The organism is Collinsella sp. CLA-ER-H7 (genome assembly GCF_040092345.1).
Lineage (GTDB): Bacteria > Actinomycetota > Coriobacteriia > Coriobacteriales > Coriobacteriaceae > Collinsella.
Genome location: NZ_JBBNLT010000003.1, coordinates 190709 through 215887 on the forward strand (window position 1 = coordinate 190709; position 25179 = coordinate 215887).

General features: G+C 61.1%; 17 protein-coding genes and 1 tRNA gene. 10 read left to right on the plus strand and 8 right to left on the minus strand.

Translation table 11 applies throughout. The annotated features are described in order from the left end of the window. The first annotated feature begins 3 nt into the window (after positions 1–3). From AAAX75_RS03200 to AAAX75_RS03210, 3 genes are all read left to right on the plus strand, one after another. Entirely contained in the window at positions 4–924 is a 921-nt protein-coding gene (locus AAAX75_RS03200) for a PTS system mannose/fructose/sorbose family transporter subunit IID (protein ID WP_055310058.1), read from the plus strand. Between the two features lie 120 nt (positions 925–1044). Continuing rightward, positions 1045–1443, plus strand: a complete 399-nt coding sequence (locus AAAX75_RS03205) for a DUF956 family protein (RefSeq protein WP_006235193.1) — start codon at positions 1045–1047, stop codon at positions 1441–1443. Between the two features lie 304 nt (positions 1444–1747). Continuing rightward, positions 1748–1823: transfer RNA gene (locus tag AAAX75_RS03210), tRNA-Arg, on the plus strand. A gap of 299 nt (positions 1824–2122) precedes the next feature. Here the strand turns inward: AAAX75_RS03210 and pknB are convergent. The 7 genes from pknB to AAAX75_RS03245 form a co-directional block, all read right to left on the minus strand. Continuing rightward, positions 2123–4084 (minus strand): Stk1 family PASTA domain-containing Ser/Thr kinase, encoded by a 1962-nt coding sequence (gene pknB / locus AAAX75_RS03215; protein ID WP_349091072.1) that lies wholly within the window; start codon positions 4082–4084, stop codon positions 2123–2125. A 132-nt stretch (positions 4085–4216) separates the two neighbouring features. Further along, positions 4217–7087: an FtsW/RodA/SpoVE family cell cycle protein gene (locus AAAX75_RS03220; protein ID WP_349091073.1), complete on the minus strand. Its 2871-nt coding sequence runs from the start codon at positions 7085–7087 to the stop codon at positions 4217–4219. A gap of 16 nt (positions 7088–7103) precedes the next feature. Continuing rightward, positions 7104–9017, minus strand: a complete 1914-nt coding sequence (locus AAAX75_RS03225) for a Stp1/IreP family PP2C-type Ser/Thr phosphatase (RefSeq protein ID WP_349091074.1) — start codon at positions 9015–9017, stop codon at positions 7104–7106. Next, on the minus strand, positions 9014–9430 hold the full coding sequence (locus tag AAAX75_RS03230) for an FHA domain-containing protein (RefSeq protein WP_006235180.1): 417 nt from the start codon (positions 9428–9430) through the stop codon (positions 9014–9016). Before AAAX75_RS03230 ends, AAAX75_RS03225 begins: the two co-directional genes overlap by 4 nt. 6 nt (positions 9431–9436) lie before the next feature. Then, positions 9437–10450, minus strand: coding sequence for an FhaA domain-containing protein (locus AAAX75_RS03235; RefSeq protein ID WP_035136732.1), 1014 nt, complete (start codon positions 10448–10450; stop codon positions 9437–9439). Next, the gene (locus AAAX75_RS03240; protein WP_349091075.1) at positions 10447–12300 is read right to left on the minus strand and encodes a serine/threonine-protein kinase; all 1854 of its coding nucleotides are present in this window, start codon (positions 12298–12300) and stop codon (positions 10447–10449) included. The genes AAAX75_RS03235 and AAAX75_RS03240 overlap by 4 nt, the downstream gene beginning before the upstream one ends. A 144-nt stretch (positions 12301–12444) precedes the next feature. After that, positions 12445–13161, minus strand: a complete 717-nt coding sequence (locus tag AAAX75_RS03245) for a hypothetical protein (RefSeq protein WP_349091076.1) — start codon at positions 13159–13161, stop codon at positions 12445–12447. A gap of 115 nt (positions 13162–13276) precedes the next feature. Here AAAX75_RS03245 and dnaX point away from each other — a divergent pair, with 115 nt between their 5' ends. Beyond that, entirely contained in the window at positions 13277–15748 is a 2472-nt protein-coding gene (gene dnaX / locus AAAX75_RS03250; protein ID WP_349091077.1) for a DNA polymerase III subunit gamma/tau, read from the plus strand. Positions 15749–15769: 21 nt separating this feature from the next. Here the strand turns inward: dnaX and AAAX75_RS03255 are convergent, their stop codons facing one another. After that, complete coding sequence (locus AAAX75_RS03255; RefSeq protein WP_349091078.1) at positions 15770–16243, minus strand: hypothetical protein; 474 nt, start codon at positions 16241–16243, stop codon at positions 15770–15772. A 340-nt stretch (positions 16244–16583) separates the two neighbouring features. Here AAAX75_RS03255 and AAAX75_RS03260 point away from each other — a divergent pair, with 340 nt between their 5' ends. From AAAX75_RS03260 to AAAX75_RS03285, 6 genes are all read left to right on the plus strand, one after another. Further along, positions 16584–16904, plus strand: a complete 321-nt coding sequence (locus AAAX75_RS03260; RefSeq protein WP_006235174.1) for a YbaB/EbfC family nucleoid-associated protein — start codon at positions 16584–16586, stop codon at positions 16902–16904. Between the two features lie 13 nt (positions 16905–16917). Beyond that, a complete protein-coding gene (gene recR / locus AAAX75_RS03265; protein WP_006235173.1) occupies positions 16918–17514 on the plus strand; it encodes a recombination mediator RecR in 597 nt (198 codons plus the stop codon). 246 nt (positions 17515–17760) lie between these two features. Continuing rightward, positions 17761–18666 carry a hypothetical protein gene (locus tag AAAX75_RS03270; RefSeq protein WP_349091079.1) on the plus strand — a complete coding sequence of 302 codons (906 nt, stop codon included), beginning with the start codon at positions 17761–17763 and terminating at the stop codon, positions 18664–18666. Beyond that, the gene (locus tag AAAX75_RS03275; protein ID WP_349091080.1) at positions 18663–20507 is read left to right on the plus strand and encodes a hypothetical protein; all 1845 of its coding nucleotides are present in this window, start codon (positions 18663–18665) and stop codon (positions 20505–20507) included. Before AAAX75_RS03270 ends, AAAX75_RS03275 begins: the two co-directional genes overlap by 4 nt. Before the next feature lie 3 nt (positions 20508–20510). Further along, positions 20511–21449, plus strand: coding sequence for an FHA domain-containing protein (locus AAAX75_RS03280; protein ID WP_349091081.1), 939 nt, complete (start codon positions 20511–20513; stop codon positions 21447–21449). Positions 21450–22738: 1289 nt separating this feature from the next. Then, positions 22739–24367 (plus strand): ABC transporter ATP-binding protein, encoded by a 1629-nt coding sequence (locus tag AAAX75_RS03285; RefSeq protein WP_117564924.1) that lies wholly within the window; start codon positions 22739–22741, stop codon positions 24365–24367. The last annotated feature ends 812 nt before the right edge of the window (positions 24368–25179 follow it).

Consider the following 25179-nt stretch of genomic DNA (forward strand, 5'->3'; position numbering starts at 1 on the left):
CATATGGCAGAGAACAAGATTCAGCTCACCAAGGCTGACCGCAAGAAGGTTTGCTTCCGTCATCAGTTCCTTCAGGGCTCGTGGAACTACGAGCGTATGCAGAACGGCGGCTGGTGCTTCGCAATGATCCCTGCGATCAAGAAGCTCTACACCAGCAAGGATGACCAGATTGCCGCTCTTAAGCGCCACCTGGAGTTCTATAACACCCACCCCTATGTTTCCGCCCCCGTCATTGGCGTTACCCTCGCCCTCGAGGAGGAGCGCGCCAACGGTGCTCCGATCGATGATGTCGCCATCCAGGGCGTCAAGGTCGGTATGATGGGCCCGCTCGCCGGCGTCGGTGACCCCGTCTTCTGGTTCACCCTTCGCCCGATTCTGGGCGCTCTGGGCGCTTCCCTGGCCATGTCCGGCAGCATCGTCGGTCCGCTGCTGTTCTTCTTCGCGTGGAACATCATCCGTTACGCTTTCCTGTGGTACACGCAGGAGTTTGGCTACAAGGTCGGCTCCTCCATCGCCAAGGACCTCTCCGGTGGTCTGATGGGCAAGGTCACCGAGGGCGCTTCCATCCTGGGTATGTTCATCATCGGCGCCCTGGTCGAGCGCTGGGTGTCCATTTCCTTCACCCCGATCGTCTCCACGGTCAAGCAGTCTGCTGGCGCCTTTATCGACTGGGCTAGCCTGCCCTCCGGTTCCGAGGGTATCAAGGAAGCGCTGACGATGTACAACTCCGTCGGTGCTACCGCCCTTGATCAGATGAAGGTCACCACGCTTCAGGCCAACCTCGATCAGCTCATCCCCGGCCTTGCCGCCGTGTGCCTGACCCTGCTGGTCTGCAAGCTCCTCAAGAAGAAGGTCAGCCCGATCGTCATCATCCTGGCTCTCTTCGCCGTCGGCATCATCGGTCGCTTCTGCGGCTTCATGTAAGCACGCTTCGGCTTAAGACCGAGAGTTGCTAGGTAAGGGCTTTTGAGCCATTGAAACGGACCGCACCCGGTGGGTACACTGGATGCGGTCCGATTGTTTTTATTGGAGGGCGAGGCGCGTATGGCGCAATCTCAGAACAGCACGGTCGATCTGGCAACGCCGGCAACCTGCCTGATGGGGCTTACCAGCCACGGTAACGTGATGGTGGGCAATAAGGCGTTCGAGTATTACAACGAGCGCAATCCCGAGGATTATATTCAAATCCCGTGGGACGAGGTCGACTATATTGCCGCCGAGGTTTTACGCGGCACCAAGAAGATCACGCGTTTTGCCATCTTCACCAAGGACAACGGTCACTTTACGTTTTCGACGCGCGACGACAAAGAGACGCTTCGTGCTGTCCGCAAGTACGTCGACGAGGATAAGCTCGTGCGTTCGCCCGACTTTATCGATGTGACGGCCAAGGGCGCCAAGAGCATCCCCTCCGTTATCAAAAACCTCTTCCACAAAGGTAACTAGTCATTAAAGAGCGCCCCCCAAAGTGGGACGCAGTTTCCCATGGGGCTCGATTGGGAAAGTGCATCCCAGTTTGAGCGCCTATTCTGGGATGCAGTTTCCGGAACAGGCTCAATTGGGAAACCATATCCCGTTTCGAGCTCAAATTCCGGGTCGTAGTTTCCTAGAGAGGCCCCATCCGGAAAGCCCGTCCCAGATTTCGTCTGGATAGTGGGACACGCTTTCCGGAAGGCTGTTCCACCGTAACTTCGAAGAGTGGCTATGCGCTGCATGGCAGTGGCGCAAATCTGCTACACTAGTACAACATGCCTCCGTAGCTCAGGGGATAGAGCACCGCTCTCCTAAAGCGGGTGTCGACGGTTCGAATCCGCCCGGGGGCACCAGAGGAATATCGAGCCCGGTACCGTTACGGTGCCGGGCTCTTCTGGTCTAAGGGCAGGATTCGAGCCGTCGACACCCGCGTCACCAATTTCCCCGCGGGGGGGGGAGTTTTCGAATCCGCCCGGGGGCACCAGAGGAATATCGAGCCCGGTACCGCTATGGTGCCGGGCTCTTCTGGTTTAAGGCATGCCGTAGTATTCGCTGCTTCAGATAAAGAAGGCGCCCGTTTGCTGGGAAGCAAGCGGGCGCCTGTGAGCGAATATGTTTGCGGCGAGAGCCGTGATGAGCGGTGGGGTGGCGACTAGTTGGTCGTACCGGAATCGTCACCCGTGCCCGAGCCAGAGCCCGAACCCGAGCCAGAAAGTGCGACCGTCAGCGTAATCGTGCTGTCGGTGGACTGCTTGCCGGTGGGGGAGACGCCCGTAACGGTGGCATCCTCGTTACCGCTCACGGGATTGCCGTTCTGGTCACAGAAGCCAATGTTATAGAAACCGGCGTTGTTGAGCGCGGTAACGGCAGCGGAAATGCTCTTGCCGTACAGGTTGCCCGGGACGGTGGCCTTGCCGGATTTCTTGGCAATGACGACGGTAATCGTGGCGCCGGGCTTCTGCTTACCGCTGGGGTTCCAGCTGATCACGGTGCCCTCGGTAACCGAGTCGTTCTCCTGGTAGCTCACGTCGACGCCAAAGCCTGCCATATCGAGGGCGTTGCGCGCCTGGGCCTCGGTCATGTCGGTCAGGTCGGGGACGGACGTGGTATCCGGGCCGCTCGAGACCTTGTACGAGATGGTCGTGCCCTTCGCGACTTCCTTACCGGCTTCGGTGGTCTGCTCAAAGACCTGGCCCTCATCGGCCTCGTTGGCCTCCTCGGAGGCGTTGCCCTTCAGGCCAACGCTTGCCAGTGCGGCTTCTGCCTGGTCCTTGGTCAGGCCGACAAGCTGGGGAACCTCAACCTTCTCGGAGGGCTTGGGGCCCTTGGAGATTACCAGGTTCACCTTGGTGCCCTTGGCCTTCTTGGTGTTGCCGTTGGGCGTCTGCTCGGCGACCTTGCCCTCGTCGACATCGTCGTTGTAGCTTTGGTCGATGGTGCCGACCTCGAGGCCGGCTTCCTTGATCAGCTCGACGGCAGTCTGCTGGTCCTTGCCCAGTACATCGGGAACGGTGACCTGCTCGCCGCCAAAGAGTCCTGTGGCAAAGGCCACCACGATGCCGATGACGGCAACCGCTGCCACCACGGCGGCGATGATCTTGTTTTTGTTGGATTTGGGCTCTTCGACCTCGTAGGAGCCGGTGGAGCCCGAAACCGAGCTACGGGTGGTATTCTGCCCGCTCACGCCCGAGACGGGACGCACCATGGCGCGCGTCTGATCGGAAAGCTCGCGAGTCTTGGTGGCGCCCAGCTCGCCGGGGGCACCGATGATGCGCGTGGGCTCCGAGACGTTGACGGCACGGCCCGACAGGTAGCTGTTGAGCACCTGACGCAGCTCGTCGGCGGTCTGGAAGCGGTTTGCCGGGTCCTTCTCCATGCACTTGAGGATGATGCGCTCAAGGTCGGCGTCGACACCGGAGTTGATCTGGCTCGGCGGAATAGGCAGCTCGTTGACCTGCTTGAGTGCGACCGAGATAGCGTCGTCACCGTCAAAGGGCACGCGGCCGGTGGCGCATTCATACATCACGACGCCCAGCGAGTAGATATCCGAGGTGGGGCCGAGGTCCTGACCACGGGTCTGCTCGGGGCTGACGTAGTGGGCGGTTCCCAGCACGTTGTTGTCTTGCGTGAGGTGGCTGTTCTTGGCGCGCGCGATGCCAAAGTCCATCACCTTGATGTTGCCGTCGGGCAGCACCATGATGTTCTGCGGCTTAATGTCGCGGTGGATGATCTCGTGCTTGTGGGCGACCGAAAGCGCGGAGCTGATCTGCGAGCCGATCTGGGCGACCTTCTTGGGGTCGAGGGCGCCGTGGCTCTTGATGCCGCTCTTAAGGTCGGTACCGCGCAGGTACTCCATGACGATGTAATAGGTGTCGCCGTCCTTGCCCCAATCGTAGACGCCCACGATATAAGGGGAGGAGAGACCGGCTGCTGCCTGGGCCTCCTGCTTAAAGCGTGCGGCGAAGGTTGCGTCGCCAGCATACTGCGGCAGCATGATCTTGACGGCTACCGTGCGGTCGAGGACCTGGTCCTGTGCGCGGTAGACGGTCGCCATGCCGCCTGTTCCCACCTTATCCTTGAGGAGGTATCTTCCCCCGAGGACCCTCTGTTCCATTCCTGCTCCTAACATAACTATTCGCTCAACGATGTGTGTAGTACCTACGATGTGGCCGCTGGGGCCGTGTGGCGCGTTGCCGCTAACTCTTCGGCCGCGGCGCGCCTCGGGTGTCCGATTCGATCATGGGCATCACGCTCCCTGTGCGGCAAGCGCCGCGGTCAGGACGATACCGGCGATCTTGGCGGCCTTGACGTCATGCTTGTCGAAATCCTCCAAGGCCACCGAGATGGCGACCGTGGGTGAATCGTAAGGTGCAAAGCCAACGAACATAGAGTTGACGTTGGTGCCGCCGGTCTCGGCCGAGCCGGTCTTGCCGGCGACCTTGACGCCGGGGATCTGGGCATCGGTGCCGGTGCCGGACTGGACGACGGCAAGCATGGCCTGCTTGACCTGGTCGGCCGTGGCGGAGCTGACGGCCTGCCCCAGCGAGCGGGACTGCGTGGTCTTGACCACGGTTCCGTCCGGGGCAAGTACCTGGGCTACAAAGTACGGGTCCATGACCACGCCACTGTTGGCGATGGCGGCGGCAATCACGGCGTTTTGCATGACGGTGGTCTGCGGGCCGGGCGTGTGGTCCATGCCGACAGGCTGGCCGGCGCCGGCCCAGGCGGTCTCCCACTCGGTCATGAGCGACGGGTCGGCCATGATGGAGGCCGCGGAGGTCAGGTCCTGGCCGAGCTTTTGGCCGTAGCCAAAGGCGTTGGCAAACTGTACGAGCGTGTTTGCGCCAACTTCGTTTGCCACCTGGCCGAAGACGACGTTGGAGGACACGGCAAAGGCCTGCTGCAGGCTGATGGTGCCGTAGCTCTCGTTGGCATAGTTGGTGACCGGTGCGTTGCCGATGTCCATGGAGCCGGGCGCCTGGTAGGTGCTGGTAAGGCTGGCGGTACCGGTCTCGAGTGCCGCGGAAAGCGTAACGACCTTAAACGTTGAGCCCGGCGTGTACAGCGCGTCCATGGCGCGATTGTACATGGAGCCGTCCTCGCCGCCGCCCGTCTGCAGCAGGGCATCGATGTTGGTGTTGTCGTAGGTGGGCGAGCTGGCACATGCGAGCACCGCGCCGGTACGCGGGTCGATGACCACTACAGCGCCCTTAAAGCCCTTGAGCGCCTGCTCAGCAGCCGTCTGGATGCGCGAGTCGATGGTGAGCTTGGCGGTGTTGCCCGGCTGGGTCTGGCCCGCGAGCGACGCGATGGCGTTGTTCCAGCTGGAGTAATCCTTAGAGCCGGTGAGCGTGTCGTTCATGACGCTCTCGATGGCGGTGGTGCCATACTGCTGGCTCACGTAGCCAACCACGTGCGCTGCCAGGTTACCGTTGGGGTAGGAGCGTACGTAGGTGCCGTCCTCCTGCTGCAGCGACTCGGCCAGCGTCACGCCGTCGGACGTGATGATGGAGCCGCGCTGGATGTACTTGGAGCGGGCGATGGTGTGGTTGTTGGTCGGCATGTCCTGATAGTCCTTGGCCTTGATGACCTGGACATAGGTGAGGTTGCCGATAAGGATGGCGAACAGCGCCGTAAAGGCGAGCACCGCGCGGGTTAGACGGTTGGCGAGCGCAACGCGGCCGAGCACACCGGATTCAGGCGTGTCGAGCAGGCGACGGCGCATGCGCGAGCCGACGGAATGGCTGCCGCTGCCGTAGGAAGACGAGGTGGCAAAGCGCGTGCCCGTCGGGGCGGCGGCAGATGCGGCCTGATCATCGGTGATGGCGGCCATGGTGCCGGTGCCGGTAAGCTCGGCCTCGCGTCCGGTCGCCTCGTCACCGGCGCGCAGCAGGAGCGCGACGATGATAAAGCTCGCCAGCAGCGAGGAGCCGCCCTGGCTCATAAAGGGCAGGGTGACGCCGGTCAGCGGGATCAGGCGGGTAACGCCGCCAACGATCAAAAAGGCCTGGAAGCTGATGGCTGCCGTAAGACCGGTGGCGCTAAAGGCGGCAAGGTCGGACTTTGCGCGGGCAGCTGTGGTGAGGCCACGCACGGCAAAGAGCATAAACAGGATGAGCACGGCGCCGCCGCCCAAAAGACCCATCTCCTCGCCGATGGCCGAGAAGATAAAATCGGACTCGACGACGGGGATGTTGTTGGCCATGCCGTTGCCGATGCCAACACCGACCAGACCGCCATCGGCAAGCGAGAAGAGCGACTGGACGATCTGGTAGCCCTGGCCCTGAGCGTCCTTAAACGGATCGACCCAAACCTGGAAACGCACCTGAACGTGCGACAGGAACTTGTAGGCGCCCACGGCTCCGACGGCTAAGAGCGCAAGGCCGATAACGACATACGAAAAGCGCCCCGTGGCAACGTAGAGCATCAGCAAGAAGATGGTGTAGAACAGCACGGCCGAACCCAGGTCGCGTTCGAAGACGACGACGAGCAGGCACACACCCCACACGGCAAACAGCGGCAGCAGCAGTCGCAGACGAGGGATCTTAAAGCCCAGGATCTTGCGGTTGGAGATGGAGAGCAGCTCGCGGTTCTCGGCTAGGTAGCCGGCCAGGAACAGGACGATAAAGACCTTGGCGAACTCGCCGGGCTGGATGGTAAAGCCCGCGATGCGAATCCACAGCTTGGAGCCCGAGATCGTGGTGCCGATAAAGATGGGCAGCATCAGCAGGATGATGCCGATAATGCCAAAGGTGTACTTGTAGCGCATGACCACGTCGAGGTTTTTGACCAGTGCAAGCGTTCCCACCATGAGCGCCACCGAGACAAACAGGATGATGAGCTGTGAGATGGCGAGAGCGGGGGCGAGACGCGTCACGAACGTGATGCCGATGCCCGAAAGTATAAATACGATGGGTAGGATGGCGGGGTCGGCGCCGGGCGCCAAGATGCGCACGGCGATATGTGCCGCGGCGAAGGCGGCAAAGAGGCCGATCGGTACGGCGAGCGTCTCAAAGGAGATGGCAGCGCCCGCGGTGAGGACGTACATCGCATACAGCAGGATGACGGGGAACGCCGAGGCGATGAGCAAGAGCAGCTCGGTGTTGCGGCGACTCATAAGCGGCACTCCCTTTCTAATTCTTATCGGAGGCTTCGGCCTCGGCGGACTGTTCGGCGGTTTTCTCGGAATCTGATTCGGAGGTCGATCCCTGATTGGTGTTGTCGCGAATCGTTTGCGCGTCGATCACCTGGCGGGTCTGCTCCTCGTCGATCTGGTGGCGGTACTTGGATATCGTGTCCTGCGCATCGTCGATACTTGTTTGCGGAATGCCCGCCTTGAGGCGGTTTTGCGTGTCTTCGGGCAGGTCGGACAGCTTGATGCTGGTTTCGCTTTCGAGCCAGTGGAGCTTGAGTCCGAGTGGCTTGCCGGGCAGGCCGCGCCAGACGGCGACATTGCCCTGGTAGGTACCCAGGTAGTACGAGCCGGTGACACCCGTGTAGGCCCAGATGCCAGCTGCCAGCACAAAGACGAGGGCCAGGATGGCGGCGATAGTAACGTTGCGGCGACGCACGCGTTGCGCCTCGCGCATGACGCCATCGTCAACCAGGTCAACGACTACTACGGTCACGTTGTCGTGGCCGCCGGCGGCAAGTGCCGCGTCCACTAGGTTGTCGACGCAGATTTGCGCGGTTGAGGATTGCGTGGCGATGTTCTCGATATCGCTATCGGGAATCATGCTCGAAAGGCCGTCAGAGCACAGGATCAGGCGGTCGCCTTCCTCGATATGCAGAGTGAAGTGGTCGGCATACATGGCGGGGTCCGAGCCCAGCGCACGGGTGATGACCGAACGGTTGGGGTGGACGCGAGCCTCGTCTGCCGTGATCTCGCCGGCGTCCACGAGCTCCTCCACGTAGGAGTGGTCGCGGGTCACGCGGATGAGCGTGCCCTCGTGGAGCAGATAGGCGCGAGAGTCGCCCACGTGGGCGATGGCGAGCGTGTCGTTTTCGATATAGGCGCAAGTGGCTGTGCAGCCCATGCCGGGCTTGCCCAGGCCGTTCAAGGCGGCCTCGATTACGGCGGCGTTAGCGGCCTCGACGGCTGCGGCCAAGCGTGCTGCGTCGGCGGACTGCGGGGCCGTTTTGGCAATAGTCTCGACGGCGATAGAAGAGGCTACCTCGCCGGCGGCGTGACCGCCCATGCCGTCGCATACGCAAAAGAGCGGCGACTGCACCAGGTAGGAATCCTCATTATGCGGGCGCACGCAGCCAACGTCGGAGCGGGCGCCCCACATGAGTTGCGTGGTGGTGCCGGCATCATAGGTCGAGTCGGTCTCGATGCGTTCCTCGGTCAGGGGCTCAAAGCTCATGGTCGAGCCGGGGTCTTTGAGCTTGGCCTCAACGGCGGCAACGTCGATTTCGGCGGTGTCACCGGGAGAGACGGTGTCGGTCTCGGCGTTTGATTCGGAATCGCCGGTGTCCGGGGAGTCGGGCTCCTCGGACATGCGGGCGGTCGACTCGTCGTCTTGCGGGCTGACGTCTATAGGCTCGGGCGTCGAAAAGTGCGACGGCGCGGGCGTGCTTTGCGACTGGGCGGCGGGCTCGGCCACGGCATCGGACTCGCTTGCGGGTGCAGGGCCGTCCTCGGGGGATGGCCCTGCCTCGGGTGCCGGCGTAGACGCGGGCGCAACCTCGGATGCCGGGGCTATGGGAAACGCCGGCGCGGCGGGCTCGGGTGCCGCAAACACCGCAGCGCTCTCGTTGATTGCCGCGGCGACGGGCTCTGCAAAGTGAGCCGGCGCCGGGGTTGCTTCGGGCGCTGTGGGCTGTTCCGCAGCATGTGCGCCGATGGGCGCCGCTACGGCATCCTCTTCGTCCTCGTTATCGGCGAGATCCGAAATATCATGCGTTACATGCGAAAGAGGCAGGGAGAACACGGTGTCCTCGGGCTCCACGGGTGCGGAGCCCGCCGGAGCGGCGTGGGCCGGCGCAGCTGTGGCGGCGGCCGGTGCCTCGGTCATAGTTGCGGACTTGTTCTCCTCGTCGATCATCGACGGTTCACCTTCATGACCACGTCGCCAATCTGGACTTCGTCGCCCTCACGCAGCGTCGCGGGCTCCACGAGCTGGCGGCCGTTGACGAGCGTGCCGTTAAGCGAGTTGAGGTCCTCGATGATGAGCGCCGGGCCCTGCAGCGAAAAGCGCGCATGCGAGGCCGAGACGAACGGTTCGTTGATGCAGATGTCCGAAGACGGCGAGCGACCGACGATGACGGGGCCGAGCATGTCTACGTGGATGCCGCGGATACCGCGCGGACCCTTGTCCACATCAATCGTCCAGATAGCCGAGTCGCGGCGCTGTCCACGCACAAGTCCCACGCCGGTCTTCATGACGGCGAACAAGAAGATATAGAGCAGGGCGACCAGGACGATGCGGCCTGCAAAAAGGACGATATCGATGTTCATAAGCGACTATCCCCTAAATTCAAAGGTGCTCAGGCCAAACGTCAGCAGATCGCCGTTGCGCAGCGGGCAGCGCGTAATGCGGCGGTTGTTGACGAGCGTGCCGTTGGTGGAATTGAGGTCCTCGATCGACCAATCCGAGCCCGTAAAGGTGAGCTGGGCGTGGCGGCGCGACACGTTGGGGTCGCGCAGGGCAATGTCGGAAACTGAGCGCTCGCGACCGATGGTCACCTGTGCGGAGGTGATGCTATGGCTCTCGCCGCTCACGACGTCGACGAGCTGGGCGAGCGGGCGCTGCGGGGCGCGAGTGCTCGCCATGTTGGAGGCGATGCCGGCTGCGGCGCCTAGGCCCACGGCGGCACCGGTCGCGGCGGCTCCGCCCATGCCGGCAAGCGCGTCGCGCGAGACGGTCTGAGGCACCGGGATGGGTGCGGCGGCGGGGTCGGGGACGCTAGGCGCGAAGGGGTCTGCCACGGCAAGCGGGTCGGGAGCGGCGGCGCGAGGCGTCGGCTGCTGCTGGGGCATGGCGGCGGGGCGCTGCTGCTGCGGGGCAGCAAACTGCTGCTGGCCGGCGCGCGGGGCGCTGGCGGCACGGCTTGCCGCGGAGTTGTTCTGGCCCAGGCCGTTTTGATAGGCGCGCTCTTCTTCGTACAGGCGGCCGAGCGTGGGGGCATCGACGTTCTCGGCAAAGACCGAGAACTTGCCGGCGCGCAGCTGCGGATCGATCATAAAGCGCACGAGGGGCTCGCCGACAAACACATAGCGGCGCTTTTCGGCCTGCGCCTTCACAAACTCGCGGACCTCGCGCGAAAGCTCGGGGTAGAACGGGGCGAGCATGGGATCGTCGTCGGCGGCGATCAGGATGGTATAGAGTGCCGGCGCCGTGTTGACGCCGTTGATCACCAGAGTCTGATCCTCCATGTCGCGAGCGGCCTGCTTGGCAAGCTTCTTAAAGGAGAACGGGGCACGGGTGGCACCGAAGATGCCGGCCACGTGGTCCTCGAAGATGTTCAGGAAGTTCACGAAAGATCACTCTCCGTATAGGTTCTTTGGTATCCGAGCAAATATAGGCATATCCCAACGATTATAGAGGATAGGGTTCCCGCAACCGCCGCCTTGGCGATGACCGCGGCTGCAAGGCTGGCAATTTCCATATGGTGTGCAAGACAGGACGCCGCTGCGCAGCCGATGCCGGTGACAGCGATGGCGGCGATTGCGGCAAGGTTTGAGCCCTGATTGGCACGCTTGGCATGGGCATTGAGCAGCGCGGATGACGCTGCGGCAGTTGCCGCGGCCAGCCCAAAGGCAGCCCAAAGGAGTGGGTCTCCCAGCGCTGCGGCAACGTTACCGAGCCCCAGCACGCCTCCGGCTGAAAGCGCGACTGTCGCCAGGCGGGCAAAAAGCGCGCCCATGCCCGTTGCCGCGGCGGCGCTTGCCGGGCCGAGCCAAAATGACGCGACGCCGGCGGCGACCCCAGCTGCCAGGAAGGTATTGCCGGTCAGACAGCCAAGCGCGAGTGCACAGGTGAGTGCGGCGCTCGCGGCAGCCTCGGTGCGACCCCAGGCGATCCACCAACCGGACATGGCGGCGGCAAAGATCACCGCGACGGGCAACATCGACAGGATGCCCTGCGCCTGCATGGTGGCGTTGGCCATGAGCACCAAAAAGCCCACAGCCGAGATGGCCGAGCCAATCTGGGGGGCCAGGCCAGCCGCCGCTCCGATCGCGATAGCCGCAATGACCAGGCTGGGAAGCGCCGCGACCCCGGCCGTTTGCATCAGCAAAAAGCTAAAGGTGCCGCACGTTAGCGTCGAGATAATGCGCATGGTGTAGTCGCGCGCATGGCTCCAGCGCGTGCCCGCCCAGCCGAGTGCGGGGTCGACCTCGATGGCGTCGTCCTCGTAGTGCGACGGCTCGATACCGTCGAGCTCCTGCTCGTCATCCGAAAGCTCGCCAATCATTTGCTCCAGGCTGCGACGGCCCTCGCGCACGCTGCCCAGACCGGCAAGGAGCTGGTCGCAAAATGCCTCGATGCTGTTGGGGCGGTCCTGCGGCATGGGGGAGAGCGCGCTCATGAGCGCGCTCTCGGCTCCCGGGGGAAAGTGTGGTATCAGCTCGCTGGGATAGGTGGCGCCGCCGATGATGCGGTCGAGCGAGTCGGCGGGCGTGGCCGCCATAAAGGGAGCGCTGCCGCACAGGCCCTCGTAGATCACACAGGCGAGGGCAAAGACATCGGCGCGCTCGTCGACCGTGCCGGTCTCGATATCGAGCTGCTCGGGCGGCATGTAGCCGATGGTGCCGCCGCGCGAGCCGCCAAAGCCACCGGCGGACGACAGCCGCGCCATGCCAAAGTCGGTGAGCTTTACATTGCCCGAGTGGTCGATGAGCACGTTGGCGGGCTTAATGTCCAGGTGGAGTACGCCATTACTATGGGCGAAGGTGAGCGCCTGGCCCAGGGCATCGGCAATGGCTGCGGCCTCGTCAAAGGTAAGTGAGTGGCCGTCCACGCGATGTAAAAACTCGGCCAGCGACATGCCATCGACATATTCCATAACCAGGTAGGCATAGGCTGTGTCGTGCGTAAAGTCGATGACCTGCACGATATTGGGATGTTGAAGCATGGCGGCAGTGTGCGCCTCGCGCAGGACATCCATGATGTCGCTGGCGGGCATGCCGGCACCGTTGATAAGGGGGATGCGCTTAATGGCGACGCGGCGGCGCAGGTGCGTGTCGCGGCAGATCTCGATGGAGCCAAAACCGCCGGTCGCGAGCGTCTCGAGCGGCTGGTACCGCTTGAGCAGCTCGCGAGAGCTGGTGCCCTCCAAGGGAACGTCCGGCGAGAACCGGGCGGTATGTTGCGAGAAAAGCGGCATGGCCAACCCTCGTGCGTTTAAAGTTCGTTTGCGAGCGGCGGGCGCGGGGCCGAGCCGTTCGCGGTGGCATAGATGCTGCTAGTGTAGCACGCTCGGGCGGATGGCGAGGATAACGGGATGCGAGGCTGCCTGTCTGGCTTGCCCTTAGCGCTTCTTCTTGTTCTTCTTCTGCTTGCGCTGCTTGCCCTTGGTCTCCTGGGGCTTGTCGCCCTGTTTGGCCTCGGCGGCGGCCTTCTCGGCCTTCATTTTCTTCTTCTTGGTCTCGATGCGGAGTTTTTTGTTGATACGGGCCTTGAGGAAGGAGCCAAACTGTTCGGCATCGCCACGGACGAAGGTGTCCTTGGGGATCGTCACGCCCTGGTCGGCGAACATGGCCACAAAGATGCGCTCGCCGTCGAGTACGTGGTCGAGCTTGTCAAACGGGAAGAACTGCGACTTGCCGCTCTTGCCCCAAACCATCAGGCCGTCCTCGTTGGCGGCGACGCGGCGATAGCGGCCACCCATGGACTCGTCGGCCTCGACGGCGTCGATAAAGTCGCGGGCTAGCGTGTGGTGCAGGTTCTTGCTCCACCAGGCCAAAAAGGCGCCGAACACGATCAGCACGACGCCGAACTTGATCCAGCTGCCGCCGGCCACCAACATGCCGACGCCGATGAGCGCGGCAATCGCGGCGGCGACGTACAGGGAGCCACGGCGCCTGGGCGAGGCGACCAGGCGCGCAAAGTCGGTGACCAGGTCGTTTTCGTACTGGTACTCGTTGAGGTACAGGATGCCGTCGTCGGCCGCGGCCTGCTCCTCGAGCGCGACCTCGACCTGGTCGGCTGCTTCGGAGGGAACGAGGTTGCTCTCTGCGTCTGCCATGCTCTTTAGACTCCTATCGCGGCGGGCTCGCCGTACGGGTTATTATGAATGCAGTATGCCGTGCGACCGCATGGCCGTCGCGGCAACAAATCTCAGTATACCCGGGGGAGCACCCATGGAATCGTTGTACCGAAAGTATCGCCCGCTCACCTTTGACTCCGTGGTGGGCCAGCAGCATATCGTCTCGACGCTCGAGCACGCCATCACCGAGGGGCGCCTGTCCCACGCGTACCTGTTCTGCGGACCGCGCGGCACGGGCAAGACCACCATGGCGCGCATTCTGGCCAAGGCGCTGCTGTGCCGCAATGCCGAGGCGGCGCGCGCCGAGGGTGCAAGCGGCTGCATGCCCGACGGTACTTGCGAGGAGTGCGAGCTCATTGCCGAGGGTAACCACCCCGATGTCTACGAGCTCGATGCCGCCTCCCGCACGGGCGTGGACAATGTGCGCGAGGAGATCATCAACTCCGTCAACTTTGCCCCGGTGCGCGGCAAGTACAAGATCTATATCATCGACGAGGTCCACATGCTCACGACGGCGGCGTTCAACGCGCTGCTCAAGACGCTTGAGGAGCCGCCGGCGCACGTGATCTTTGTGCTGTGCACCACCGACCCGCAAAAGATTCTGGAGACCATCCTCTCGCGCTGCCAGCGCTTCGATTTCCACCGTATCGGCAACGAGGATATCGAGCATCGCCTGGCATACGTGTGCGAGCAGGAGGGCTTCGATTACGACGACGAGGCGCTGGCTATCGTGGCGCGCCATGCAAAGGGCGGCATGCGCGACGCGTTGTCCACGCTGGAGCAGCTGAGCGTCTTTGGCAACGGTTCTGTGCATGCGGACGACGCCCGCTCGCTTTTAGGCGAGGTTTCGGACCAGATTCTGGGCGAGTTTTCCCGCGCCATTGCCGATCGCGATGTTGCCGAGCTGTATGGGCTTATTCGCGCGCAGGTCGAGGAAGGTAACGATCTGCTGGAACTGACGCGCGACCTGGTGGCGCACGTGCGCGACGTGTATGTTGCCTGCGTTGCCGGTGCCCGTGCCGAGTTGTTTGAGGGCGGCTCCGAGCAGGCCGAGGCGCTTGCTGCCGAGGCCGCTGCCTTTGGCGAGCATCCTGCCGACCGCCTGGCTCGTGTGCTGACAGTGCTCGACGATGCCGCACTGGAGATGAGGGGCGCGAGCGACGTGCGCCTGGTGCTCGAGATTGCCTGCACGCGTCTGGCTCGTCCCGAGGCTGATTTAACGATTGAGGCATTGGCCGAGCGCGTGGCACGCCTGGAGGCCATGGTTGCCAACGCCGCCGTGCCGGCGAGCGTGGCTGCTGCTCAGGCCGCCGCGCCTGCAGCATCCGTACCCGCTGCTGCCCAACAGCCGACGCTCATTTCGGGCGCCCGCGCTGCCGCCCCGGCGGCATCCGCTGCCCCCGCTGTTACGTCCGCGCGCCAGGGCGGTATGCCTTGGGACCGTGGTGCTGCCGCTCCGACGGCTCAGCCTGCGCCCCGTTCTGCGTCCATGTCAGCTTCCAAGCCTGCAGCGCCTGCACCTCAGCCTGCGCCGGCTCCGACGCCTCAGCCCGTTGCGGCCCCCGCGCCTGCCACCGCTCCGGCACCTAAGCCCCAGTCCAACAACGCCGCCCAGGTTGCCGCCGCCGGTGCCGCCGAGACGCCCGCGGTCGAGGATGCCGGAGAGCTGCAGCGCAAATGGGCCGAGGTTGTCGAGCGTGTCAAGGCGCGTCAGGCTTCCTACGCAGGGCTTTTGCTCAACGCCCGCGCCACGGCCGACGACGGCTCCAAGCTCACGGTCTCGTTCCCCGCGGGTTCGACTTTTGCCATTAAGATGCTCGGTCGCGCTGATACGCAGTCGGTGGTCCTACCGACGGTCTGCGCGGTCTTCGGTCGTCGTACCGTCGACTATGTCCTGGATGGGGGTGGCACGCCGGCTCCTCAACATGAGGAGCATTCTCCATCTGCACGGGCTGCGGCATCTGCGGACCCGCAACCCGTGTCCTCGGCGGCCCCTGTATCCTCGAGCGCCAGCGCGTCGCAGCAGCAAACGGCACCGGTAGCGGCATCGACCCCGTCGGCGCCTAAGCCCGCGGCGCCCAAACCGGCTGCTCCGACACCCGCGCCCAAGCCCGTCTCGCCTGCGCCCAAGTCGTCTGACCTGGGCAAAGCCCCCTGGCTACGCTCCGACAACCCCGCCGGTGCTCCTGCCACGGGTAAGCTCCCGACCGAGCCCGCACCCCGTGCGCCCGAGCGCGCGTCCGCTCCCAAGACTCAGCCTGCCGCGCCGTGGGAATCCGAGCAGGTACCCTACGACGACGCCATGGTCGGCGGCTTTGCTGCCGATGCTGGCGGGGACGATCTGCCTCCGTTCGACGTGCCGGGTGCGGCGTCCGCGCCCAAGTCCGCTGTAGCTGCCCCCAAAGAGGAGGACGCTCCTGCGGCTCCCTGGGAGTCCAACCCCGGTGCGGGCAGCCCCTTCGGCCATCAGGGTGCAGCCCCGAGCATCCCGCAGACCGAGGACGAGGCCAAAGACCTCATCCGCAGCGTCTTCGGTCAGGCCACCATCTTCAAACCGGTGGAGTAACCGTGCGGGCGGGTATGCTGCTCAAGAAGAGATCTCTTTGCCCGGGCGCATCTGTATTTCGGACATGTGCAACGCGGTGCCGCGTATCTCGCATTCGAGCAGACAGGTACGTGACGGTCGGCCTAGGATGCTGAGGTCGATACGATACGTCGCATGGCTGTCCGTGTGCTCGACTTGCTCGGCGTTGAGGGTTGCTCCGATTGTCAAGAAAGCGCCTGGTTCGGCATCGACAATCTTGGAGTCCTTTATCTTGACCTTGAACTCTTGGTAGAGGGACGGGCTGTTGTAGTAAATGGTTCGAGTTCCGTCGGTGCACTCATCGGTCGCTTCCCATTTGACGACGGGCTGGTCCGAGCTGGCTATCAGCAGTTCTGCTCCAAAAGCTATGGCATGGGTGATGACAACCAGCAATGTCCAGCCGACAAAGAGATAGAGAACCAAATATGCAACGGGGTGTTTTGAGCGGATGTTTTGGAGCACGTCGTGGGCATTCATGGGGCACCTCCAAATTGCTATCTATGGCAATCAAATTATACCTCGCCGTCATGAGCGCCGCCTCGAGTAGTGGCTCGGCATTTAGCCATTTAGTGGTACGCATTAAATGTCGGATTCCGGCTCTACAAGATTTAGCTTTCAATATTATGCAGATGCGAATTATTCAACTTTGCATAATTTTTGGGTGCGGCTTGCACTCCAGGACATGTATATCGACTGAGGTAGCGTGTCCGCCCCGTTCGCTGGCCTCGCGCCGTGGTACGATTTTCGAGTTTGAAAGTCCCGCCGTGCTCCGGCTGCCCTTGCAGCTCGGCGTGCGGCCGCACGTAAAGGAGCCATCATGGCCGGTATGAACATGCAGCAGATGATGAAGCAGGCTCGCAAGATGCAGGAGCAGCTTGCCGCCGCGCAGGAGAACCTCAAGTCCCAGACCGTCGACGCCTCTGCCGGCGGCGGCATGGTCAAGGTGACCGTTAACGGCGAGATGGAGCTCGTCAACCTCACCATCGATCCCGATGCCCTCGATCCCGAGGACGTCGATATGCTGCAGGACATGATCATGGCTGCCGTCAACGAGGCCGTCCGCGGCGTCAACGAGCTCGCCAACAAGCAGATGGGCGCCATCACCGGCGGCCTCAACATCCCGGGCATGCCGTTCTAAGACACACATATAAATGAGTGCGAATCACAGTCTGCAAAAACTGCTCGATGAGCTGGGCCGTCTGCCGGGCATTGGTCCCAAGTCGGCCCAGCGCATCGCCTATTACCTGCTCGAGGCCGATGCCGAGGAGGCCCGCCGCCTGGCCGAGGCCATCCTGGAGGTCAAGCAGGAGGTCCACTTTTGCAGCCGTTGCTTTAACTACGCCACGGCCGACGAGTGCTCCATCTGCCAGGACCCGATGCGCGATACCACTCGTATTTGCGTGGTGGGCGAGCCGCGCGACGTCCAGGCAATCGAGCGCACGGGCAGCTACCACGGTCTCTACCACGTATTGGGCGGCGTAATCAGCCCCATGGACAAGATTGGCCCCGAGCAGCTGCACATTCGCGAGCTGCTGGCACGCTTGGGCCACGAGGATATCCATGAGGTCATCATCGCCACCAACCCCAACATCGAGGGCGAGACCACGGCGAGCTATCTGGCCCGTACCATCAAGCCGTTGGGCGTCGAGGTGTCGCGTCTGGCAAGCGGCCTTCCCGTGGGCGGCGACTTGGAGTATGCCGACGAGCTTACGCTTGGCCGCGCCATCGAGGCCCGTCGCGCGATTTAGGTGGCGAGCCTGCTCCTGCCGTACGTTATCTTCGCGGTCGCACGGGGTAGTCATAATTTCCCCGTGCGACTGTGAGTTTGTTGTGCAACAAAGATACTTCGTATCCGCTTATCGCATGGATGCTTCCGCTCGCATCCTTAATTTGCCCATTCGTTGCGCAACCTTTTGGGTTCGCTGATACACTCAAATATGGATTCGAATGAATGCGCCGCTTCTGAGCGGCGTGTTTTTGTTGGAGGAGAACGCATGCGGCCCGGTGGCACTCAGACAAAGCGCGGCGCCGCGGTGCGCATGCGACGCCGACTGGGCTTGGCGCCTCGGGCGTACGCACTGCTATCGTGCTCGTTGGTGCTGGTCATAGCTGGCGTTTCTGCCTATGGCATGACCGTGCCGTCCATGATGCAGGCGCATGCCGCACGCGAACCGCGCGTGGGGCATGAGGTCAAAAGTGATCTGGGTACCACGACTGGATATGCTTGGGCAAGCGTGGTCGCGCATATTGTGTTTGGCACCGACGATGCGGACGGCGCCGAGGCCCCGGACAACGAAGTCACGCTTGCCAATGGCAAAACCATCGTGCTCACCAACACCAAGATCATCGATCGGTTGTCCAACAATAACGTGGCGGCAACGGTGAATAAGGTCGAGCAGCAGAAGGAGCAGGACGCCCAGCAGTCCGGAAAGCCCGGTAGCTCGGATACTTCTGGCTCCGGCTCGAATTCGTCGAGTTCGAGCGGCGGCTCTGGGTCGGGCTCCTCTACCGGAGGGTCTGGAAACGGCGGCTCGACGGGCGGCAACACTGACAACGATGCAAACTCCGGTGGCCTTTCCGCTGCTGATGAAGAGGGCATTCACAGTTGGCTTGTGACCAAGTACAACATGCTCGACGGCTATGTTTCTCGTGCCAATGACGTGGTCTCGACCTATAACTCTACGGGAGATCCCAGGCCGTGCGACAGCCTGGTCGGGGAGATGTTTGTTATTCGAGCTGAGTTCGGTCGTCAGACATTCTCGCCCCGGTCAAAGTGGTATCAGCAGTATGCCAATCTGTGGGGCTGTTACACCAACCTATGTCAATGGGTCGGCCATTACGGCGATGATGACGTCGCGCTCGGTAACTTCAACAATAACGTGGCGGCGCTTGCCCTATGATGATCGATCTTGCATCCACCACACCACAATCGCTCGGTCGCGATCCCATGGTCGGTCTGCGCCTGGCGCGTGTCGACGGGTTTGAGCCGGCCATTGCGCTCGGTCAGGACGAACTGCCTGCCTATCTGCGTCGTTTTACGATGCTGTTTGCCGACGATGCCACCATGCGCCGTGGCGGTATCGGCCGCGTGACGCGTGCCGTCAACGCCCAAGGCGAGGCCGTGGCACTCAAGCAGCTCATCTTGCCGACGCGCGATGAGTTTGACGACGATGCCGCTCACGAGGCGCTGGTCGCCAAGTTCAAGGCGGCGTTTCGCGAGGAATACGAATGCCATCGCGCCCTTTCGGGCCTTAAGGGCTTTCCCCGCCTCTATGGCTGGGGCGAGGTCGACGGTGTGCCTGCAATTGTCATGGAATGGGTCGAGGGCGAGACGCTTGCCCGCTTGCGTTCGCGACTCGCCGTGGACGATGCCGGACGCCTGTCGCCGCTTGTGGCGGCGCGTCTGGGTCGCGACCTGTTCGATCTGCTCTGCCGTATGAGCCTGGTGGGTGAGGGCTTTGTCCATCGCGATATCTCGCCCGCTAATATTATGGTGCGTACGGCGCGTCTACCGCTTGACCGGCAGCTTGCCGAGGGCACCTTTGACCTGTGCCTGATCGACTTTGGCTCGTCGCTGGCGCTCGAGCCTGCGTCGGCCGTGGCCGGTACCGGCGGCAAGGCGTCGTTTACGGAGCGCTATGCCACGCTGCGTCGCGCGACGGTTGCCTATGCCCCACCCGAGATGCTCACCGACGATATTCCCGATCTGCGCGCTTTGCGTATGTCGCCGGCGATCGACGTCTACGCCGCGGCAAGCACGGTTTACGAGCTCATTGCCGGCGTCGCGCCATACGAAGCCGCGCCGAGCACTTCGGGCACCTCGGGTTCGCGCAAAAAGACGCGCGACATCGCCAGCCCCTACCGTCTCAAGATGGACACGCGGCCCGACTATCCCATTGGTGCCCATGCGCCCGGTTGTGATTTGACTCAGCTGCTTCGTCGTGAGCCCGATGTGGCGCTCGCCGCGGCCGAGCAGGCCCAGCAGCTAGGGCTTGAGCCGGATTCCGAAGAGCTACGCGATGCGCTGACGTTTGTCGATTCCCAGCTGTTCGACGTGGTGATGGCCTGTCTGTCCAGCCATCAAAAAGATCGTCCCGAGCCGGCGGCGGTCGAGGCGGCGCTCTCGGCGTTTTGTGACCACTATGCGCAAAATGTCGGTCGTTCGCTCCGCGGCGAGCCGCTCACGCCGTGCCCCATGGATGCGTCTGGCCGCGCGGTTCGTCGCGCGCTGATGGTCGGCGCGACGGTCGTCTGTGGCGTGGTTTGGGCTGTGGTCGTGGTTTCGGCCGCGCTGCTGGCGTCGGGCGCTCGCGTGACGGCGACTTTGGGATCGCTCGTGTGGTCTGGGTCGCTACCGGGTATTATTGCCGCGCTGGCGTTGGCGCTGCCAGGCATAGCCGGCGTTGCCACGGGGGCACTTGCGCGCAATCGGCGCTCGGGGTTCCTGCAGGGTGTGCTTGCGCTTTCTGCCTGCGAGGTTCCGGTGCTGGTTGTGGCTGCATGTATCGTATTTTCCCAACGCGCCGTGACGGGCGGCCTTGTTGCCGCTCTGGTTGCAACCTATACGCTTACGTGGTTTTTGCTTGCGATGGGCTTTGCCTTTGAACTTCCCGTTTCGGCACCGCGACGCACAAAAGCCCAGATGGCGACTCCGCTTGCCGGTGGAGCCGCAGCTGCCCGTACTTTTGGCGGACCTGTCGAAGTATCGTCCGATTCTATTTCTACGACCAAGGAGGCTTAGGTCATGGCATCTCAAGTTGAGCTCACCCCATGCGGGGCCATGTTTGACATCTTTAAGCGCGCGGCGCATCTGAGCCATATCGAGCTGTGCGGCTCGGTGCTTTCGTCCCGTCCGCTCGCCGACGGCCGCAGCCCGCAGAGCCGGGCCGCCGATCGCTCTTGGGTTTCCCGCTTTATCGTTCGCGCGCCGGTCGGCACGCTTCAGCAGCACTACTTTGCCGAATACGGTACCTCGGCTGCGCGTATTATGTCGCAACTGGCCCTGCGCCAGCGAAATCCCATGGACTCCACGGCTGTGATCAATATGGTGTGCGGTCCCGCAGGTGAACCGATGGTACGCGCGCTCGAAGAGTGCCACCAGGACACGAATCTCTATCGCAACGCGCTCGATCGCCTGTCCCAGGCGGCGGAACTCATGCCCGCCGAGCGCGCCGAGGCCGTGCTGGTGCTGTTTGTCGCCGTCGGTTGTTCGGCGGATGTGCGGTCCTCGGTGAACTATGCCATCGACTACGCGCACGCGACCTGTGGCGGAGGCACCTCCACGCCGCGTTCGCTTGGCATGTCGATGACCGCAGGCGAGCGCGAACCCGCCCCGGCGCACCCCTTGGGCTTGCTGCGCGTGCAAAACAGTTTTGTCGTGAGCGCCCCGCGCTGGATTCAGCCGAGTGAGCAGGGTGTTGAGATTGGCGCGCTGGCCACTGGTGAGGGCGATATTACCGACGTCGGCGATGATGTCTCGGCCCGCCATGCCCATATCTGGTGCGATGCTCAAAATATCTGGCACGTCGAGGACTTGTCGTCCACCAACGGAACCGTGGTGGTAAACGGGGCCACGCGCGTCTGCATTCAGGTCGAGCCCGGCCGTTCCGCCCAACTCAATCCCGGCGACGAGCTCAAGCTCGGCGAATCCACTACCTACGCCATTCTCTTCGGTGCCCTCTAGCCGGCAGATAGGGCCGTTCCTTTTCTGCCGGCACTTGGGGACACTCCTCGGCGCGCCAGAGCCGGTCGCCCGGGGATGGAGGGGCCATTTCGCCCCTTGGCGGTCAGTCGGGGCGAAACTAGAAGATCTTTCCGATTCGCGGCTGTTCATGCTTGTAGAGCATCTAAAACAATAGGATGTTATTCTGGAATATGCCGGGTGCGTGAACTTGCCTGTCTTAGCCTTAATAAGGTATAGGGGAGTTTGGCTCAGGGGTTCCGTCTTGTTCTTCAGCGCAGTATTGTGGGACAGATTTGCTGAGATTGGCGCCTTACACCGCAGAGCGCACGGAAGGCTCTCGATTTGTGTTCTGGCCCCAGAATACAGGGCCTGATACTTACCAACTGTGGCATGGATGTAACATCTGTAGAAATCAACCCTTTTGTTGTCGACCTTTGTAAGAAAAACACTGCCATCAACTCTTTGGATGACGAAACTAGGGTGCGTGAGGGGAGCCTTTACTCCCCTCTGAGAGATGACTCATGTTTTTCGCTTGTCGTTGTGAATCCTCCGTTACTGCCGATTCCGGATGAGATTCCTTATCCCTTCGTTTGAGATGGAGGACAATCGGGTCTGGATAAAACACTTCGTATTCTTAAGGGTGGCGATACGCATTTAGAGAAAAACGGTAAATACTGCTAATAGGGGTGACGACGATGGTGCAGGGGCGACCCGCGATGCTCTCATCAATACGTCGGATACTTGGGAAATCAGGTCTAGATGCATGTATGATGATGCTGTGTGGCTATTCAATTAATCCGCGTTCCGAATGGGTGCAGGGTATAGCTGCGACATCGTATGCTTTTGACCCGGCGCGATACTCAGATATTTCTGAGGCGGTTGACGAAGTTTATACGCACTATGCCGCGCAAGGCGTTTCGGAAGTTTGCACATCTACGTTACGGGCTTAGGTTTCTTCAAGCGAGCAGGCCGGTTGCGTTATTTCGAGCGATTTTTCTAGTCTAGACGACAAAAGGCAAAGGATTTGATGGGTATAAAACGCGGACGTTTGTGGGCGGATGCTCAAATCTATTGTGGCAATCGGGCGGTTGAAAAAGATATTTCAACCGCCCGATTGCCAGGTTCGTCGGAGGAGATGTCCGATTCCGACTCTCTTGTAGGAAGAGCTTGAGATCGTATTGGCCCAAGGCAATCTTAAAGCAGTCTCATTGGCAAATCTTCGCTCCTGTTGTGTTGAGGTGTAAGGTATCAGTGATTGATGTTTTGTGGCGGGTAGATTGGGGCCTTCCTTGATTCGATGCGTTCTCTCGAGGTTCATCAGAGCAAAAGGGGCTTTCGTCTTCATTGCTATCACGGTGATTGGAACCGCTCTCTCCTATGCCATGCCATACGTGAACGGGAAATTCTTAGATTTTCTTCTCGGTAACCGCAGCGAAAGAGACGCCGTACTCTTCGCGCTCCTGGTTGCGTCAATAGGAGTTTTCTCCACCCTCTTTACTTATTTTGCAGGAACACTTTCCATTCGCATAACCACGAGACTTTCCTTTGATCTTCTCAGGGAGGCCGTCTTGCGTTTTGAAAGAGACGATTACTTGGTGAGTCGGACCATCGATCCAGCCTATACAACGCAACGGATTATTTCCGACTCCAGCGTGGTCTCATCCTTCGTTTTGGCGAATTTTATCAGTGCGCCGCTGTCCATTGTAGCCATTCCCATCGTATTGCTTATCATATGGTCAATTGATTCAACTCTCGCGGTGTTTTCCATCATTCTCCTCATCGTGTATTTCTGTGTAATTACTGGGTTGAGGAAACTTTTGTATAGGGTCACGTATGAGAAGAAAGAGGCGGACAGCGCCTTTTACGCCGCAATTGCATCGCAGCTTAATCAGATTCTCAACATTCAACTGACATCTTCGTACGGCAAGAGCGAACAAGCGCTCGACGCTGGGTTTAAGAGCTATTTTCCCAAAGTTTTGCGCTCCGGAAAGCTATCATATTCTCTGACATCGCTCGATGGTCTTTTCGCAGCGTTGTTTCAAGCGGTGATACTTGTTGTTTCCGGAGTACGAATCATTAACGGAACTATGTCAATAGGCGAGTACACTATCATCGGTACATACTTCGCGGTTCTCTTTAAGACTTTGAAAAGTATGATGTCATTGTTCAAATCCTATCAAGATGCCAAAGCATCATGGGATAGGACGGCTATCGCGACGAGAGAAAAGGAGAGATCGGGGTGGAATCGGACCGATTTAGCTAAACTCGATGAAATAAATGACATTTCGGTATCTGATTTGGAATTCTCGGTTGCCCTTCCAGACGGATCTGTCCGAGAGGTCCTCGGCGGGTTTTCTTTCAAGTTTTCCGGTCCTGGTACATATTGCATAGTTGGGGAAAACGGAAGAGGCAAGACGTCACTTCTTTACTTGATGCTCGGGCTATACTCATCGAAAGGCAAAGTAAAATACAACGGCGTGCCAATCGAAGAATGCGACTTGGATTACATACGTGCGAGAGAGATATCGTGCTGCCCACAGTCGTGCTTCGCGCCGGACGAAACGGTGAAAGAGCTGTTAGAGTATTTCGACACGCCCTTTTCTTCCTATCACCGGGGTGTAGATGGCCTACTTTCGCTGGAAAACAGCGTGAAGGAGTTGCTCGGGAAACGTTGCTCCGCGCTTTCGGGCGGTGAGCTGCGCCGAGTGTACTTATGGTCGGCGATTTCACGCAAGTCGTCAGTTTTGGTACTCGACGAGCCCACGACTGGGTTAGACGCTGTAAGCCGCGCCGAGCTTGCGGCCTATGTTAAGCGCAACAAGCAAAGCCAGCTGATCATCGTTGTCTCTCACGATGACGAGATGGTCGGCGCGGTAGAAGGGGTAGTGGATTTAGGCAGCATGTACCAGGGTAAATGATGACAAGTGTAGTGCTGCCCAACTGGCAGAGATAACAAAAAGGCGATGCAGATGCACGTAGCATTCAGGCGGTTCGGACTCGGTGCCTTCACGCCATCGCAACGCTTTCAGATATAGTTCTCGTTCTCTTACTAAAGGAAACTTTAGTCTACGTCATCTTGTCGAGACAGAGGTGAAGCGAAGTGTTGTCGCGACGTATCTTATTCCAGGTGGCTCAGTATCAGCGTGAGAATCGCACCAAAGTGTACTTACGATTCTCGTGTCCCACGGACAACATGAGCTGAGCATTGAGGTTCCACCCTTTGCTGCAACTACACGGGGTTGGACGGCAATGAATATGCCGGGCCGCATACCACGCGCAGCGGGGGTCCATGTCCCAGTATGTTGCCTACAGCAGCCTCGATGTCCACGCACACATCATCTCTGCCTTCGCGTTCAATCCATTTGCCGGAGAGTGCGAGGGTTGCCAGGCCGTAGAATTCGAGCCGAACAAATGAAATGCGGTATCAGCGCATAGGATTAAACTGACGATTGCTTTGCACTGAGAATACGCTTGGAAAGCCGCCATGGGTGGCGGCCCGGGTTAAATAGAGAAGCCCGTCCGATCACTTTGAACTGCCTCCCATTTCTTGGACATGAGAAATGGGAGGCTTTCTGGAGTGGGTATGATGAATTGGACACCTAGTTAAGAGCGAAAGGTGTTCAAGATGACCCAAAGAAGAAAGCGATACGACAGGCAGTTCAAGGTCTCGGCGGCAAAGGTGGTCCTGTCCGGGGAAATGACGGTCAAAGGCCTATCGGAGGAACTCGGC